Source organism: Rothia mucilaginosa (assembly GCF_901875305.1).
Lineage (GTDB): Bacteria > Actinomycetota > Actinomycetes > Actinomycetales > Micrococcaceae > Rothia.
Window position 1 is genome coordinate 19,320 of record NZ_CABFLY010000002.1, and the last position, 14,951, is coordinate 34,270.

The 14,951-nt window shown below is 58.2% G+C and carries 11 protein-coding genes; 5 read left to right on the forward strand and 6 right to left on the reverse strand.

Going from position 1 to position 14,951, the window contains the following annotated elements; all coding sequences use genetic code 11:
• The first annotated feature begins 534 nt into the window (after positions 1-534).
• The 3 genes from JX292_RS02345 (at position 535) to JX292_RS02355 (ending at position 5,000) form a co-directional block, all read left to right on the forward strand.
• A complete protein-coding gene (locus tag JX292_RS02345) occupies positions 535-2,175 on the forward strand; it encodes an L-lactate permease (RefSeq protein ID WP_204860992.1) in 1,641 nt (546 codons plus the stop codon).
• 526 nt (positions 2,176-2,701) lie between these two features.
• Positions 2,702-4,324, forward strand: coding sequence for an L-lactate permease (locus JX292_RS02350; protein WP_204860994.1), 1,623 nt, complete (start codon positions 2,702-2,704; stop codon positions 4,322-4,324).
• Positions 4,325-4,607: 283 nt separating this feature from the next.
• Complete coding sequence (locus JX292_RS02355) at positions 4,608-5,000, forward strand: DUF1304 domain-containing protein (RefSeq protein ID WP_204860997.1); 393 nt, start codon at positions 4,608-4,610, stop codon at positions 4,998-5,000.
• 117 nt (positions 5,001-5,117) lie between these two features.
• Here JX292_RS02355 and JX292_RS02360 read toward each other — a convergent pair whose 3' ends face one another.
• From JX292_RS02360 to JX292_RS02385, 6 genes are all read right to left on the reverse strand, one after another.
• Positions 5,118-5,906 (reverse strand): DNA-3-methyladenine glycosylase I, encoded by a 789-nt coding sequence (locus tag JX292_RS02360; protein WP_204860999.1) that lies wholly within the window; start codon positions 5,904-5,906, stop codon positions 5,118-5,120.
• A gap of 219 nt (positions 5,907-6,125) precedes the next feature.
• Positions 6,126-6,737 carry a methylated-DNA--[protein]-cysteine S-methyltransferase gene (locus JX292_RS02365; RefSeq protein WP_204861002.1) on the reverse strand — a complete coding sequence of 204 codons (612 nt, stop codon included), beginning with the start codon at positions 6,735-6,737 and terminating at the stop codon, positions 6,126-6,128.
• A 98-nt stretch (positions 6,738-6,835) separates the two neighbouring features.
• On the reverse strand, positions 6,836-7,144 hold the full coding sequence (locus tag JX292_RS02370; protein ID WP_204861005.1) for an N-acyl-D-glutamate deacylase: 309 nt from the start codon (positions 7,142-7,144) through the stop codon (positions 6,836-6,838).
• Between the two features lie 606 nt (positions 7,145-7,750).
• Positions 7,751-9,307 (reverse strand): glycerol kinase GlpK, encoded by a 1,557-nt coding sequence (gene glpK / locus JX292_RS02375; RefSeq protein ID WP_204861007.1) that lies wholly within the window; start codon positions 9,305-9,307, stop codon positions 7,751-7,753.
• Between the two features lie 45 nt (positions 9,308-9,352).
• Entirely contained in the window at positions 9,353-10,150 is a 798-nt protein-coding gene (locus tag JX292_RS02380) for an MIP/aquaporin family protein (protein ID WP_204861010.1), read from the reverse strand.
• Positions 10,151-10,495: 345 nt separating this feature from the next.
• Positions 10,496-12,241 (reverse strand): glycerol-3-phosphate dehydrogenase/oxidase, encoded by a 1,746-nt coding sequence (locus JX292_RS02385; RefSeq protein ID WP_204861011.1) that lies wholly within the window; start codon positions 12,239-12,241, stop codon positions 10,496-10,498.
• A gap of 131 nt (positions 12,242-12,372) precedes the next feature.
• Here JX292_RS02385 and JX292_RS02390 point away from each other — a divergent pair, with 131 nt between their 5' ends.
• On the forward strand, positions 12,373-13,320 hold the full coding sequence (locus JX292_RS02390) for a sugar-binding transcriptional regulator (protein ID WP_204861014.1): 948 nt from the start codon (positions 12,373-12,375) through the stop codon (positions 13,318-13,320).
• 229 nt (positions 13,321-13,549) lie between these two features.
• Positions 13,550-14,926, forward strand: a complete 1,377-nt coding sequence (locus JX292_RS02395) for a 6-pyruvoyl tetrahydrobiopterin synthase (RefSeq protein WP_204861017.1) — start codon at positions 13,550-13,552, stop codon at positions 14,924-14,926.
• The last annotated feature ends 25 nt before the right edge of the window (positions 14,927-14,951 follow it).

The window sequence follows — 14,951 nt, forward strand, 5'->3', positions numbered from 1 at the left end:
GAAGTTCTATGCGCTTACGGTGCCGGGTTGGTCTGAGAAATCGTTAGGTAATTTCTGGGGGCTGTCTTCTAACTGTATGTTGCGTTATGTTACCTCCGGTCGGACATGGATCCGGGTGGAGGAGGAGAGCCTGAGCCGTGAAATTGCTGGCAGAGGGGGCAGTTTAGGTAGAAATATAAATATGAGCTTAAATCTAAATGTTGGAATATGTCTGAGCATGTGGGTATTCGATGGTACATTTGATATCAAGGAGCCGTGTTCAACGTTACGTAAACCGCCATTTGGTTGATAAATTTCCTTGATATATCAAGGAATATTTAGGTTCATGTGACCTGAACGCGGTCCGGCACACTCAAAATTTCACAGCCGTAAAACCAACATAAACCCACGCGAAGACACCTCTTCGCATACTACCTTTCTGGCACGACGAGAAGGGATGAACGCCCTCGGCACATCCCGCCGGGTGGGGATTTGGGCAGGTTTGCGGCATAACAATCCCGCCCCTCGGGGCGTGGAAAGGAAAGCAATACAATCATGTGGCAGCAAGTCTACGACCCGCTGCACTCGAGCGCACTCTCCGCACTCGTAGCAGCAGTCCCGATTATTTTCTTCCTTCTGGGCCTCACCGTCCTGAAGCTCAGCGGTATTAAATCTGCCGTCATCTCCCTGGTGCTCGCACTCGTTATCGGTTGCGGCATCTTCGGTATGCCCGTGCTCGCAGGTGCCGGCTCTATCCTCCACGGCTTCCTTGCAGGCCTGTGGCCCATCGGCTGGATTGTCCTCATGGCAGTGTGGCTCTACCGCATTTCCGTGCGTTCCGGTGGTTTTGAAATCGTCCGCTCTTCCATCTCCTCCATCTCTACCGACCAGCGCATCCAGATGCTGCTGATTGCCTTCTGCTTCGGTGGCTTCCTTGAAGGTGCTGCTGGCTTCGGTATCCCGATTGCTATCTGTGCAGCACTGCTGGTGTCCTTGGGCTTCAACCCGCTCAAGGCCGCAATGTTCGCCCTGATTGCTAACGTGAGCTCCGGTGCGTACGGCGCTATCGGTATTCCCGTGACCACCGCAGCAACCCGCGGTGGCGTGGACCTGCACGGCCTGTCCACTGAGTTGGTTCTGGTTATCCAGATTATTGCAGCCCTCATCCCCGTGCTGCTTGTCGCAATTCAGGACGGTCTGCGCGGTATCCGCGAGGTCGGTCTGGTCGCACTGATCGTTGGCCTCGTCTACTCCGGCGGCCAGTCCGTTCTGCTCGCAGGCCTCGGCAACCCCGAGCTCGTTGATATCATCCCGCCGCTGCTGGCCCTGGTGGTGCTGGCACTCATTATGCAGAAGTGGCAGCCCAAGAACCTTTTCCGCGAGCCCACTGCTCCCTCCCTGGAAGAGGTTGAGGCTCAGCAGAGCGTCAAGTACTCCGGTGGTGAAATCCTCAAGGCATGGAGCCCCTTCGTCTACCTGTCCGTCGTGATTTTGCTCTGGTCGACCGCTTTCAAGCCGCTCTTCGCTAAGGGCGGTCTGTTGGCCTTCAGCAACGTTACCTTCCCGATTCCGTGGGTGCACAGGAGCATCCAGCAGGCAGCACCAATTGTTCCGACTCCTAAGGCTTTTGACGTGACCTACACCTGGAGCATCATTGGCGCTTCCGGTACCGCAATTCTGGTGGCAGCTATTATCACCATTCTGACCTCCTCCATCAGCTGGGGTGAGGCTATCGAGGAACTCGGCGCTACCTGGAAGCAGCTGAAGACCCCGATTATCATGATTTGCTTGGTGATGTCCGTTGCTAACGTCATGAACTACGCAGGTATGATTACCTCCATCGCACTGGCTGTTGCTGCTGTGGGTGCAATCTTCCCGCTGCTGTCCCCGATTATCGGTTGGATCGGCGTGTTCGTGACCGGTTCCGTGGTGAACAACAACATCCTCTTCGCCGGCCTGCAGGCTACCACTGCACAGCAGATTAGCGTGAACCCGACCCTGCTGGTTGCTTCTAACACCGCCGGTGGTGTGATGGCTAAGATTGTGTCCCCGCAGTCGATTGCTATCGCGGCCGCTTCGGTGAACAGCGCCGGTCAGGAATCGAAGATTACCTCGATGGCTATCAAGTACAGTGCAGCCCTGCTGGTTGTTACCTGTGTTTGGGTTTACGTCCTGTCGCTGGTTATGCCTTCCTAACATAGGTTTGGGTACCCCCGTGGGGAATCCCGAATCGTGGAGCGAGCCCCCGTCCATTGGTGTGGACGGGGGCTCGCATACGTATTGGATAGTTATCACAGGTCTGGGGAGGGTGCGCCCTTCCTCAGCTGGGGTGAATAGCACAGGGTATAGATAACCAATAAATGATAATGATACCTAAACGATATCTTATTCTGTAAAAACCCCTAACAATCAACAAACGATGATGATAACCTTCTATGTGGGCATTGGCGCCAAAGGCGAGTACGCGGGCTGAAAGATTTTAGCCTTGAGGCCTCTGACATGAGCACCAGTGCCCCGCATCGTAGGTATCCTTCCCTGTGCACCGCCTTCCGTCAGAGCCCCGCACACAGACACGATGTTGCTACGCCTTCCGGGCGAAACTCGCAGTAGCAGAGGCGGCGTGAGGTTGCGCTTCCGCATACCCAATAGGGATGAGCAGAACGTACCCTACAGCGACATCCAAACCGCGGTAGGTAACCCCTGCAGCGGGGAAGGACAGCATATGTGGTCTCAAACTTATGACCCTCTCAACGCCCCGGTGCTTTCGGCACTCGTGGCGGCATCCCCCATTATTCTTTTTCTGCTCTGCCTCACGGTGTTCAAGCTCAGCGGCATCAAATCAGCCCTGATTACTCTTGCGGTCACCCTGGGCATTGCGCTGGGCGTTTTTCATCTACCTGTGACGGCGGCAGCCGGCTCTATTCTCTACGGATTCCTCTCCGCGTTCTGGCCTATCGGCTGGATTGTGCTCATGGCTGTGTGGCTCTACCGCATTACGGTGCGTAGCGGAAAGTTCGCCGTTGTGAGGGCCTCGGTTTCCTCCATTTCTGCGGACCAGCGCATCCAGGTGTTGCTCATTGCCCTCTGCTTTGCCGGCTTTATCGAGGGCGCGGCTGGTTTCGGTATCCCGATTGCTATCTCTGTGGCGTTGCTGGTCGCCTTGGGCTTTAACCCGCTCAAAGCAGCCATGCTCTCTTTGGTTTCTAATGCCACTGTGGGCGCGTACGGTGCAGTCGGTATTCCAGTGACCACCGGTGCCGCTATCGGTAACGTAGACCTGGGACATCTCTCTGATCAGATGGTCTGGGTTCTGCAGATTTTTGCGGCTCTCGTACCTGTGCTCGTGGTCGCTATTCAGGATGGTTTGCATGGTATCCGTGAGGTTGGGCCGGTTGCGTTGGCTACCGGCATCGTTATTTCCGGTGTGCAGTGCGTCATGCTGTGGATTCTGCAGGCTCCCGAGCTTATCGGTATTCTGCCCCCGCTGGTTGGCCTGGTCTTCCTGGCAGTTATTATGCGCTTCTGGCAGCCTAAGCACATTTACCGAGAGCCCACAGCCCCGACCCTGGAAGAGCTGGCAGAGAAGAAAGACCCAGTCTATAGCCTGCGTAAAATCGCTAACGCCTGGAGCCCCTTTATCTTCCTCTCCGCTACCATCCTGCTCTGGTCCACCCTGTTGAAGCCCGTCTTCGACGCTAACGGCCCCCTGGGCTTTGCAAACCTGAGCTTCCATGTGCCCGGTATCCACCACCAGATTGGTGATGGTGAGGGCCTGGCAATTCACGCGGTCTTCAACTGGAACATCTTCGGGGCTGCAGGTACCGCAATTTTGGTAGCGGCTCTTCTGTCCGCCCTGACCTCGAAGATTACCGTGCGTGAGACTCTGCAGGAGCTTAACGGATCCTGGCAACAGCTGAAGAAGCCCATCTATATGATTTGCCTGGTGATGTCTGTAGCAAACCTGATGAACTACGCCGGTATGACTTCTTCTATCGCCCTTGCGGTGGCTTCCGCCGGTGCGCTCTTCCCGCTCTTCTCGCCTGCTATTGGCTGGGTCGGTGTGTTTGTGACCGGATCGGTGACCAACAACAACGTGCTCTTTGCTGGACTGCAGGCAAGCACCGCACAGCAGATTGGTGTGGACCCCGCTATGCTAGTGGCTGCCAACACCTCCGGTGGTGTGATGGGTAAGATTGTTTCCCCGCAGTCGATTGCGGTGGCGGTTGCCGCCGTGAACCAGGCAGGTCAGGAGTCGAAGGTCACCTCGATTACCATCAAGTACAGCCTCTTCCTGCTGGTACTGCTGTGCATCTGGACTTACCTCCTCTCGCTGTTTATGCACTAGCTCCGTTCCTGACTCTCCCAAAAACGGGGGAGGGCTCCTCGAATGCCCGTCGCTGCACGCCGTAGCGGTGGGCATTCGCTGTATATTCGGATACTCGAATCTGGGCATGTGCGGTGATGCCATGCGGGCACTATCGGGGAAGAGTAAAATGGGTACCTGTGCCCCACGCACTAAAAACGACGCGCGCGGAGACAGCTACCCGGCTATTGGCCGGATAGTTGCCTGCTTGTCTGCTGCGATGGGGCGCATCTAGCAGACGACCTACTAGTATGAGGAGACGGCGATGCAGAGTCTTGCAACGGTTACCACCGTTTTCGCCTTTGTGGCAATCGCAATTCATATCTACATCTGGGTTATTGAGTCCTTCCTCTGGACGAAGCCCAAGGGCCGTGAAATCTTCGGCATGACCGAGGAATTTGCGGAATCTACCAGGGAAATGGCGGCCAATCAGGGCCTGTACAACCTGATGCTTGCCTGGATTGCTGCAACTGGCCTGCTGGCTTTCTGGTTTGGCTCTCCGCAGGTTGGTGTGGCTCTGCTCTTCGCGGGTCTGGGCGCTATGGCTATCGCCGGTATCTACCTGTTCCTGACTTCCCCGGCTAAGCGTAAGCCCGCGTTGATTCAGCTGGTTCCGCCGTTGCTGTCCCTGATTTTCCTCTTTGTGACCATCCGCTAAGGTCGGCTGGGCTCGTAGAGAGGCACTAATCTTCAGGCCGCGCGTTGCATCGAAGAAGGATGCGGTGCGCGGCTTTTCTGTGCCCTCTGCGCCCATGCCGTGGAGGAGGGACTGTCTCTAGGCGAAGAGCCCTGAGCAGCCGCGCCGATGTGAATCAAGCAGGTGGGCGTCCACCATACCGACCGCGCACATGAGAGCATAGGCGGTTACCGGTCCCAGGAAGACACCGCCCAGTGCTTTGAAAGACTTGGCGAGTAGTGCGGACTCGGCGGTATCGGTCGGAATCTCATCTAGAGTGCGCGGTGCAATGGTCTCGCTCGGCGCAAAGGACCACAGCCAGGCTGGTAGGCCGCCCGGTACGCGGGTGCCGTCGGGCAGGGTGCGCTCACGCATCCGTTCCAGGTCTTCATGGCCTAGCGTGCGAACTCGACGACGTCGGGCGTTGGGGGCCTCGGCGCTATCCGCAGTTGTCGGGGTACATGTGGGAGAGATGAGGGGAAGGCGAATATCCTCCGCGGACGCGCCCCGCGGCGTAGCGGCCAGCTCGTGCATCCGCAGGGTGAGCCTGGCGTTGGAAATCACTGCCCGGATCTTTCGTTCATTGCGGATAATGTCTTCATCCTCGAGGAGCCGCGCAACATCCTGCTCGGTGAACGCAGCTACGCGTTCGGGATCGAACCCCTCAAAAGCCCGGCGGAATGCCTCGCGGCGGGCAAGAATTGTGTGCCAGGAGAGCCCCACCTGGAATGCTTCTAGACTGAGCGCCTCAAAGAGTCCTCGCTCATCGGTGACGGGTACACCCCACTCAGTGTCGTAGTAATCGCGCAGGAGGTTATTGGTCACCCACGTGGGATAGTTCGGGGTGTTTTCAATGGAAGCGACGAGAATATTAGGTTGCGAAGTCACGATTTCTCCTTTCTGAGAATTTATCACCGATCGATATGTTACGAAATCATGTTCTAGTTAAACACTAACGCCAGCGAAAAAATTTCGCAACTATATTCGATATTGTGTGTGAAAGAGAAGATAGCGGCAAACGCAAAAAGAGTGGGGCACGCACTCAAAGAATACGTGCCCCACCCCTGCCGAACATCGATAACCCGCTCGATGAGGGACGGACATAAGTTAGAAGAGCCGTGTCTCACGAACCTCGGAGGGCTCTTCCAGGGCCAGTAGGAAACGTTTTCGGTCCACGCCTCCGGCGTAGCCGGTCATGCTACCGTCGGCACCAACCACGCGGTGGCAGGGAATCATGATGGAAATCTTATTGCGGCCCACCGCCTGGCCCACCGCCTGCGCGGGAGCTCCCGGACCCACGGCTCGCGAAATAGCGCCGTATGTGGTGGTGTACCCGGCGGGGACCGTCTTCAAATGCTCCCAGACGATGAGCTGGAAGTCCGTGCCCTCCGGATCTAACGGCAGGTCGAACGTCGTGCGGCGGCGCTCAAAGTACTCGTCTAACTGCGTGGTGGCCAGCGCTAGGAGCTGAGCCGCTGCATATTCGCCGGCCGGTTCGTTGTCTTCTGCTGTGCCGTGTTCCCGCAGATAACCCTCGGGATTCTCGATGAACGTACCCAGCTCGTGGGGGAGTGGGAAGTGCTTCTGCTCCTCGTACCAAAGGCCGACGATTGCGTCGGCGCGGGCCGCGACGTAGAGCGTGCCGACGGGGCTGTTGTGCCGGGTGTACCAGCGGGTGGGTGCTTCCGGTAGCTGCGGCAAATCGGTCGCTTTGGTCATGCTCTTCCTCGTAGGCTCGCGGGAATGTGTCACGGACACGGTTAAAGGACGGTGCCCCTCCACCCATCATAGGGGAGGGGCACCTGTGCGGTGTTATCTTAGCGCTCGGATTGCGCATCCTCATGCTCGTGATGCAGATGCGGCAGATGGGTCGAATGCAAATCGTGACCGAGAACGTCGTGCGCGTCGGGGTCTTCAACCGGGAATACATGCGAATACTCGGAGTAGTAACGGTATGCGGCATACGCGCCAATTACGCTCAGAACAATTGCCACGCCGAAGGCCCAAGGCACCGCATCGGCGGAGTAAATCAGCGAGAAAACGACGAGTAGCCAGGATAGCGCGGCGGCGAGAACCGAAACGTTCATGGCGATAATGGCTAGCTTACGGCGACGAACATCGACCATGGGTGGCACGACCTAAGTCGCTTCCTCCTTCCGGGAGCCTATGCTCCGCTACGGTAAACATTGGTATGTATCGTGTGCGCGCCTATCGTTACCGACAACTATGAGCGCACCTCAATAAGCTGATACATCCATTGTACGGCGCTTTCAATAGACAATGAAGGGGCACAACGGCGGGATACTACGACAGGTCGTATCGCAAGATAGATAGGGGACTACCTGCCCGGAATAATAACGGATAGAGCGGGCAAAACCCGCCCGCTGAGGTTCTTGAGGGGCCGCGGCAGGCAAGCGTAGGGGCGGCAATAAAATACAGCGCGAACCCCTGGACGCGTGAGGAAACCCAGAATATGGCAAAGGAATCCTGCACGGTCCTGACACCTCACGAATAAGGCCGCAGAATCAACGAGCCAAAGAAACATCATGCTATAAGCATCTGCCATGCCTTAGGACTAATTTTTGTAGAAATTACGCCGCAATAAATACAGAAGCTGGCCCCATAAAACAGCGAAAAGCCCCGGCTACTTCAACCCCATAACGGGGGAGAAGTAGCCGGGGCTTCATCAGCTCAGGGTTTGCGCCGCTAGATTACGGCATCAAAGGCTACGGTTAGGCAGTCCGAACGTCCTCATCAACCCACTCGAGGGTGCGGGAGACAGCCTTCTTCCACAGGCGGTACTGGCGGTCGACCTCTGCGGGCTCCAAGGAGGGCAGCCAGCGCTTGTCCTCAACCCAGTTGTCCACAACGTCCTGCTCGCCGGTCCAGAAACCAACAGCGATACCTGCGGCGTATGCTGCGCCCAGTGCGGTGGTCTCAACAACCTTAGGGCGGATCACAGGGACGCCGAGGATGTCAGCCTGGAACTGCATGAGGAACTCGTTAGCGGTCATGCCGCCGTCCACGCGCAGCTCGGAGAGCTCAACACCGGAGTCAGCGTTCATTGCGTCCAGAACCTCGCGGGTCTGGAATGCGGTTGCTTCCAGCGCCGCACGCACGATGTGTGCACGGTTCACGTAGCGGGTCAGACCCACAATGACACCGCGAGCGTCGGAACGCCAGTGCGGCGCGAACAGACCGGAGAACGCGGGAACCACGTAGCAACCACCGGAATCCTCAACAGAGGTAGCCAGACCCTCGGACTCAGCAGCGTTCTCAATCATGCGCAGGTTATCGCGCAGCCACTGAATCAGGGAGCCGCTCATCGCGACCGAGCCTTCCAGCGCGTACACTGGGGCCGCATCACCAATCTTGTAGGCCACGGTGGTCAGCAGGCCGTTGTCAGAGAAGACAGGCTCGCTACCGGTGTTCATGAGCATGAAGTTACCGGTACCGTAGGTGTTCTTCGCCATGCCCTTCTCGAAGCAAGCCTGGCCGAAGGTAGCAGCCTGCTGGTCGCCGAGGATACCTGCGATGGGGGTACCGTTGAGCAGACCGGTGGGGCGGCCGTAGCCGTACACCTCGGAGGAGGACTTGATCTCGGGCAGCATGCTCATGGGGATACCCATGTCTGCGGCAATCTGCGGATCCCACTGCAGGGTGCGGATGTTCATCAGCAGGGTACGGGATGCGTTGGTAACGTCGGTGACGTGCACGCCGCCGTCAACACCACCGGTCAGGTTCCAGACCAGCCAGGTGTCGGTGTTGCCGAAGAGCAGGTCGCCGCGTTCTGCGCGCTCGCGTGCGCCTTCAACGTTGTCAAGAATCCACTTGATTTTGGGGCCGGAGAAGTAGGTGGAGAGGTTCAGACCGACGATGTCGTGGTACTTGCCGACGCCCTCCTCGCCTGCGAGCTCTTCGACGATTTCCTGGGTGCGGGTGTCCTGCCAGACGATTGCGTTGTAGACGGGCTCACCGGTGTTCTTATCCCACACGACGGTGGTTTCACGCTGGTTGGTGATACCTACGGCAGCGATTTCGTGGTGGTTGACCTCGCCGTTTGCCATGGCGGTAGCCACGACCTTACGCACGTTCTGCCAAATTTCGATTGCGTTGTGCTCAACCCAGCCAGCCTTGGGGAAGATCTGCTCGTGCTCGAGCTGACCCTGAGCCACGTTCTCGCCTGCCTTGTTGAACAGGATTGCGCGGGAGCTAGTGGTGCCCTGGTCGATGGAGAGAATGTACTTGCGCTCGGTGTTGAGGGTTTCGGAGTGCAGAGAAGTCGTCATTGAGATTTCCTTAGAACTAAAAATAATGGGGGTTATTAGAGAAGTTTAGAGAGGCAAGACTGCCGGAACAATCAGGCCTGCGAGGACTGCACCGATAATCGGGCCAACAACCGGAACCCACGCGTAAGCCCAGTTGGAGCCGGTCTTACCGGGGATGGGCAAGAAGGTGTATGCGATACGGGGACCGAGGTCACGGGCGGGGTTGATAGCGTAACCGGTTGCGCCACCGAGGCTCATACCGATAGAAACAACGACCAACGCAACAGCCAAGGGGCCAATCTGGGCGGGGGTCTTACCGGATGCGATAATCCAGCCGATCAGGACGAAGGTGCCGATAATCTCGGTGAACAGGTTCCAGCCGTAGGATTTGATAGCGGGGCCGGTTGCGAAGATGCCGAGGTGGTCGCCCGGGTCCTCATCGAAGTGCTTCTTGTAAGCCAGGTAGGCTGCGGTTGCACCAGCCATTGCGCCCAGAACCTGAGCGACGATGTACAGGGTGATGTTCAGCGGGGTTGCGGGAACGCCAGTTGCCAGGTCGCGGCCTGCCGTTGCCAGGCCAACGGTCACTGCGGGGCTCAGGTGTGCACCAGAGTGGAAGGAGAGGTACACAGCGGTGAAAACTGCCAGACCCCAACCGAAGGTGATAACAACCCAGCCTGCGTCCTTAGCGTAAGACTTCTTCAGGGTCACTGCGGCGCATACGCCAGCACCCAGCAGAATCAAGATGAAAGTACCAAAGAACTCGGAAAGTACAAAACCAAGAGCGGTAGGTGCGCCGGAGGCATCCACGAGAGCGGATGAGCCGGCTGCAAGTAAAGTTCCTGCGGAAGCAAGAAGAGACATTGATGCTCCTTGAAGACGAAGCGTCTGGAAGGCAAGCGAATCTTTGCTTGCGTGTTCCCGTGCGTCCTCACCGCACGGGCGGATCGGGGCACAACGCTGTGCTGAAATATGTAGCAGATTGCTACGGATAGTTGATAGAAATATCTGGGTGGGAAGCAGATCGTACCAGTGGGCTAACCCTGTATTTAGCTCGCTACTTCTTAGTTAGGAGATTATCGTAAACGGTTATTTAACCGTCCGTCCGCCCCTCACCAGAAAATATGAGATAACCCATAGTGGGTGAGGGGTGAACGTAAGGTTCGTACCAAATAATCGGTTACGAAAGGTAGATGGAACCTCTAAGGATTAGAGCTTCACGCGAGGTGCCACGGGAGCGACAGCCTCAATCTTGGCCGAAGCCTCAGCATCGGTAGAGGTGGACTCCGCCTCGCGGATAGCCTCTACGCGTGCGGCGTACAGGTCACGCTCTTCCTTGACCTTCTGATCGTCCCAGCCGAGTTCCTTGCGCAGAATCTCGAGGATTTCATCTGCTGCTGCCAGACCGCGGTCGCGCTGCTCGAGGTCGAGGCGTACGCGGCGGACCAGCACGTCCTCCAGGTGCAGAGCGCCCTCATAGCGAACCGCGAAGACAACGTCTGCGCGCAGGAACTGGGGGGCCTTAGCCAGGGGAGCGCCGAGGGAGGAATCTGCATCGATGAGGGCGCCAAGATCCTCAATCTGTGCGCCATAACGCTCAAGCAGGTGGGTGATACGGGCCTCGTCCCAGCCGTAACGCTCTGCGTAGCGTGCACGGTTAGCAGCAACAGCGTGGTAGCCGTCAGCACCGACCAGACCGATGGTAGTGGTCACGGAGGGGTTCTGCTTAGCCTGTGCACCCAGTGCGAAATCAACGGCATCTTCCGCCATGACACGGTAGGTGGTGAGCTTACCACCAGCAATTGCGCTCATGCCGGGAGCAACCTCAGTTACAGTGTGCTCGCGGGAAACCTTGGTGGATGCTGCGCCGTCCTTAACCTTGGGCTGCAACAGCGGGCGCAGACCGGTGTAGGTACCGATAATATCCTCGCGGGTCAGCGGGTTAGCAATCAGCTTGTTAGCCTGCATCAGCACGTAGTCGATGTCCTTGCTGGTTGCAACCGGACGCTCGCGGTCCTCGGCGTAGGGGGTATCGGTGGTGCCGATAATCCAGTAACGCTGCCAGGGGATGATGAAGAGAACGGACTTCTCAGTCTTGGTGAAAATACCGCTGGTTGCGTTGATACGGTCGCGGGGGACAACGATGTGGATACCCTTAGAAGCAAGCACCTCCAGGCCGCCGTCGGGGTTAGCCAGGGACTCGGACTCTTCGGTCCACACACCGGTTGCGTTGATAATGTGCTTTGCGCGCACGTTCAGGCGCTCGCCGGTCTCCAGGTCTGCCAGCTCTGCGCCAATCACACGGCCGGATGCGTCCTTGGTGAAGCCAACAACCTGAGTACGGGATGCGGCGAGGGCACCGTAGCCTGCAGCGGTACGGACGACGTCGATGACCAGGCGCGCGTCGTCAACGCGTGCATCGTAGAACTGGATTGCGCCGCTGAATGCGGAGTCCTTGATGTCGGGGAAGACGGTCTTGGTACCGGCCTTGGTGAAGTGGCGCTGGGAGGGGACGCCCTTGTTGCCGCGGGAGCCGAGGAATGCCAGGGTGTCGTACATTCCGATGCCGATTGCGGAGTATGCGCGCTCGATGACGGGCATCTTCAGAGGCCACAGGAAGGGCTGTGCGTGCACCAGGTGGGGTGCAATCTTGTTCAGCAGCAGGCCGCGTTCGGTCAGTGCTTCGGTCACGAGCTTGAAGTCGAGGTTGTAGAGGTAGCGCAGACCGCCGTGCACGAGCTTGGAGGACCAGGCGCTGGTACCTGCGGCCCAGTCGCCGGCTTCGACGATGCCGGTGCGCAGGCCACGAGTTACAGCGTCGAGCGCGATACCGGCGCCGGTGATACCGCCGCCGACCACGAGGACGTCGAGTTCTTCGGTGCTCATGCTCTTGAGAGCCTGAGCGCGGGATGCAGCGGTCAGCTGCGACTGCTGTGCAAAGTGCTGGGAGCTCATATGTTTGTTCTCTTCTTTTCTATGGGGGGGCCGCTACGGGGCGGCATTGCCTGTCGTCTTGACTTAGTAAAACCCGATAATGAAATAATTACCAAGTAGAATGAACAGATTTTCACAGGGGGTCTTTGCACATGAACGAACGCGCTAGTCACACCTACGAGGCCGCGGAACTCTACTACATCCACAACATGACTATGGACGCCATAGCGAGCCGTTTAGGAGTCTCCCGCGCCACGGTGTCACGCCTGCTCAAAAGCGCCCGCGAAAGCGGCATGGTGCAAATCCGACTGGACGATTCCTTCCGCACCCGAAGTGAACTGGAGAGGTGCATCGGCGAACGCTACAAAGTGCGCGTCACCCTGGTGAACGTGCGCGCCGACGCCACGCCGATTGCTCGCATGAGTCAGGTTGCGCGTACCGCCGCATCCCTGCTGGACTCGCTCATCGATGACGGGACCCTCCTGGGGGTGGCCTGGGGTTCCACAGTGACTGAGGTATCTCGGCACCTGCCGCGCCGCCCCCTGACCGGCGTAAAGATCGTGCAGCTCAACGGTGCCGGTAATGCGCATCATTCGGGTATTCCCTATCTGGGCTCTCTGCTGGGCCAGTTGGCTAGCGCCTATGAAGCGCAGACTGTGCATTTTCCGGTGCCGGCTTTCTTCGATTATGCCGAGACAAAAGAAGCCATGTGGCGCGAGCGTAGTGTGCAGGCTGGCCTGCGGGTGCAGCAAAGCGTGGACCTGGCCCTCTTTGGCGTGGGTGCGTTTGGCGGCCCGATTCCCTCGCACGTGTACTCGGGTGGGTACTTTGACGCGGAGGAGCAGCATCGCCTGCGAGAGCTGGGGGTTGTGGGTGATATGTGCACCGTGCTGTTGCGAGAGGATGGCTCATGGGCTGATTTGGAGCTGAACCGTCGGGCTTCGGGGCCCACGCCCAAGGAGCTGGCACGTATTCCGCGGCGTATCTGTGTGGCTTCGGGTGTGCATCGCGTCAGGGCTTTACGCGGGGCTCTGCGCACCGGTGCGATTACGGACTTAGTGCTGGATGATGCACTTGCCAAGGCTCTGATGGAGAGATAGCTTCCCGTGGCTCGGTGAATTGTTCAATCTTCCCCTGAATGATGTTTCAAGGTGACGCTGAGTGTCGTCGTGAAGCGGTTCTTGGACGTACAATGTGAGTCGTTTGTCCTGCACTTGGTGCAATTTTTGCCTGTGGATGCAAAATATTGCCCACAGAACACCGATTTCTATCGCTTATGTGCGCACCGCGTGAACTGGCGCGTCACTCAACGTTGAAAGAACCAGCCACATGAACATCTCCTATAACGCCCAGCGAAACCCGCATCTGGGCGCTCCCGGCGTCACCACCATGCACGGTGAAGCCCAGTCCTCCGACGCAACCCCTCTGCCCGGCCCCGGCGCGGGGCAGTGGCGCATTACCGGAACCAAGCTGGGTGGTGCCTGTCCGACGATTCTTGCTGGGCGCGACGGCTTTATTCAGGTGCTGTGCACCCAGGTCTTTGCGCACGGAGAATTTATTACCCCGAAGCTTTCGATTCTTGACCCGCATACGGGCCGTGAGCTTTCGCACCTGGATATTCCCAAGGGGGCACTGCTGGGTGGTGTGTACGCCTACCTTGATGCGAAGGACCGCATGGTTCTGGTGGATGGTTCGCAGTGCCTGCTGAAGCTGGGGCACTCGAGTGATGGCCGCAGTATTCGTGTGGAGGAGCGCATCGACCTGAGCCGCATGCTGGCCCAGAGCCCCAAGGATGCGGTGGTCGGCCTGGTGCCCGATTGGGGCGGGCGCATTTGGGTTGCCACAAAGAACGGATACGTGGCGGTTGTTGATACGGAACGCGGCACGATTCGTTCCATGCGCTTGAATAGGGTATCGGTGGCCGGCGAGCGTATCGATAACTCGATTTCGGCCTGCCCGCTGGGGGTGAGCGTGGTGACTTCTCACGCAATCTATATGTTGCAGGCGAGCGCGGCAGGTGGGCCGAGTCTGCGCTGGTGGCATGCTTACGACCGTGGTACGGCCCGCAAGCCGGGCAAGCTGGCTTGGGGTTCTGGTGCCTCTCCGACGTTCTTCGGCCCGACGGGTTCGGACTACGTGATGCTGACTGATAACGCGGACGTTCAGGAGTCTGTCATCGTGTACCGTACCGAGGATGGCTCGAAGGTGGGGAGTGCGGAGCTGTTCACCGCGGGCGCTTCGGGTACCGAGAACTCCATGATTGGTGTGGGGAACACGATGGTGGGTGCGAATACCTACGGCTATCCGTACCCCAAGTATCCGGAGGGTGCTGGCCCCTCGGTTCCGGCGACGGCTCTTTTCGCGCCCGGTATGGAGCGTTGGGATATTACCGACCGTGGCCTGCGTAAGATCTGGGACCGTAAGGATGTGTATTCCTCGGCTGTTCCTCGTTATTCGGCGGCCGATGGGCTGATTTATACGTGCGAGCGTCGCCGAGGCCCGGCGGGGTTGGCGAACGGCGCCTACGCCTGGGCGGTGGCCCTGGATATGAAGACTGGGCGCACGGTGCACGAGCAGCGTCTGCCGCAGCATGTGAGCCTGTTGCTTGGCGGCGGCGATACCCTGCAGATGGTGGGCACAATTGACCGTTACGGCACGTGGTGGCAGGGCACGATTAGTGGTGTGTACCGCATCGCGAAGGCTTAGGAAGGGCAGAAGAATGGAACGATAC

What these genes read in the sequence shown, in the direction of transcription:
- JX292_RS02345 (WP_204860992.1), top strand. Translation starts at nt 535, where the DNA reads ATGTGGCAGCAAGTCTACGACCCGCTGCACTCGAGCGCACTCTCCGCA.
- JX292_RS02350 (WP_204860994.1), top strand. Translation starts at nt 2,702, where the DNA reads ATGTGGTCTCAAACTTATGACCCTCTCAACGCCCCGGTGCTTTCGGCA.
- JX292_RS02355 (WP_204860997.1), top strand. Translation starts at nt 4,608, where the DNA reads ATGCAGAGTCTTGCAACGGTTACCACCGTTTTCGCCTTTGTGGCAATC.
- JX292_RS02365 (WP_204861002.1), bottom strand. Translation starts at nt 6,737, where the DNA reads ATGACCAAAGCGACCGATTTGCCGCAGCTACCGGAAGCACCCACCCGC.
- JX292_RS02370 (WP_204861005.1), bottom strand. Translation starts at nt 7,144, where the DNA reads ATGGTCGATGTTCGTCGCCGTAAGCTAGCCATTATCGCCATGAACGTT.
- glpK (WP_204861007.1), bottom strand. Translation starts at nt 9,307, where the DNA reads ATGACGACTTCTCTGCACTCCGAAACCCTCAACACCGAGCGCAAGTAC.
- JX292_RS02380 (WP_204861010.1), bottom strand. Translation starts at nt 10,150, where the DNA reads ATGTCTCTTCTTGCTTCCGCAGGAACTTTACTTGCAGCCGGCTCATCC.
- JX292_RS02385 (WP_204861011.1), bottom strand. Translation starts at nt 12,241, where the DNA reads ATGAGCTCCCAGCACTTTGCACAGCAGTCGCAGCTGACCGCTGCATCC.
- JX292_RS02390 (WP_204861014.1), top strand. Translation starts at nt 12,373, where the DNA reads ATGAACGAACGCGCTAGTCACACCTACGAGGCCGCGGAACTCTACTAC.
- JX292_RS02395 (WP_204861017.1), top strand. Translation starts at nt 13,550, where the DNA reads ATGAACATCTCCTATAACGCCCAGCGAAACCCGCATCTGGGCGCTCCC.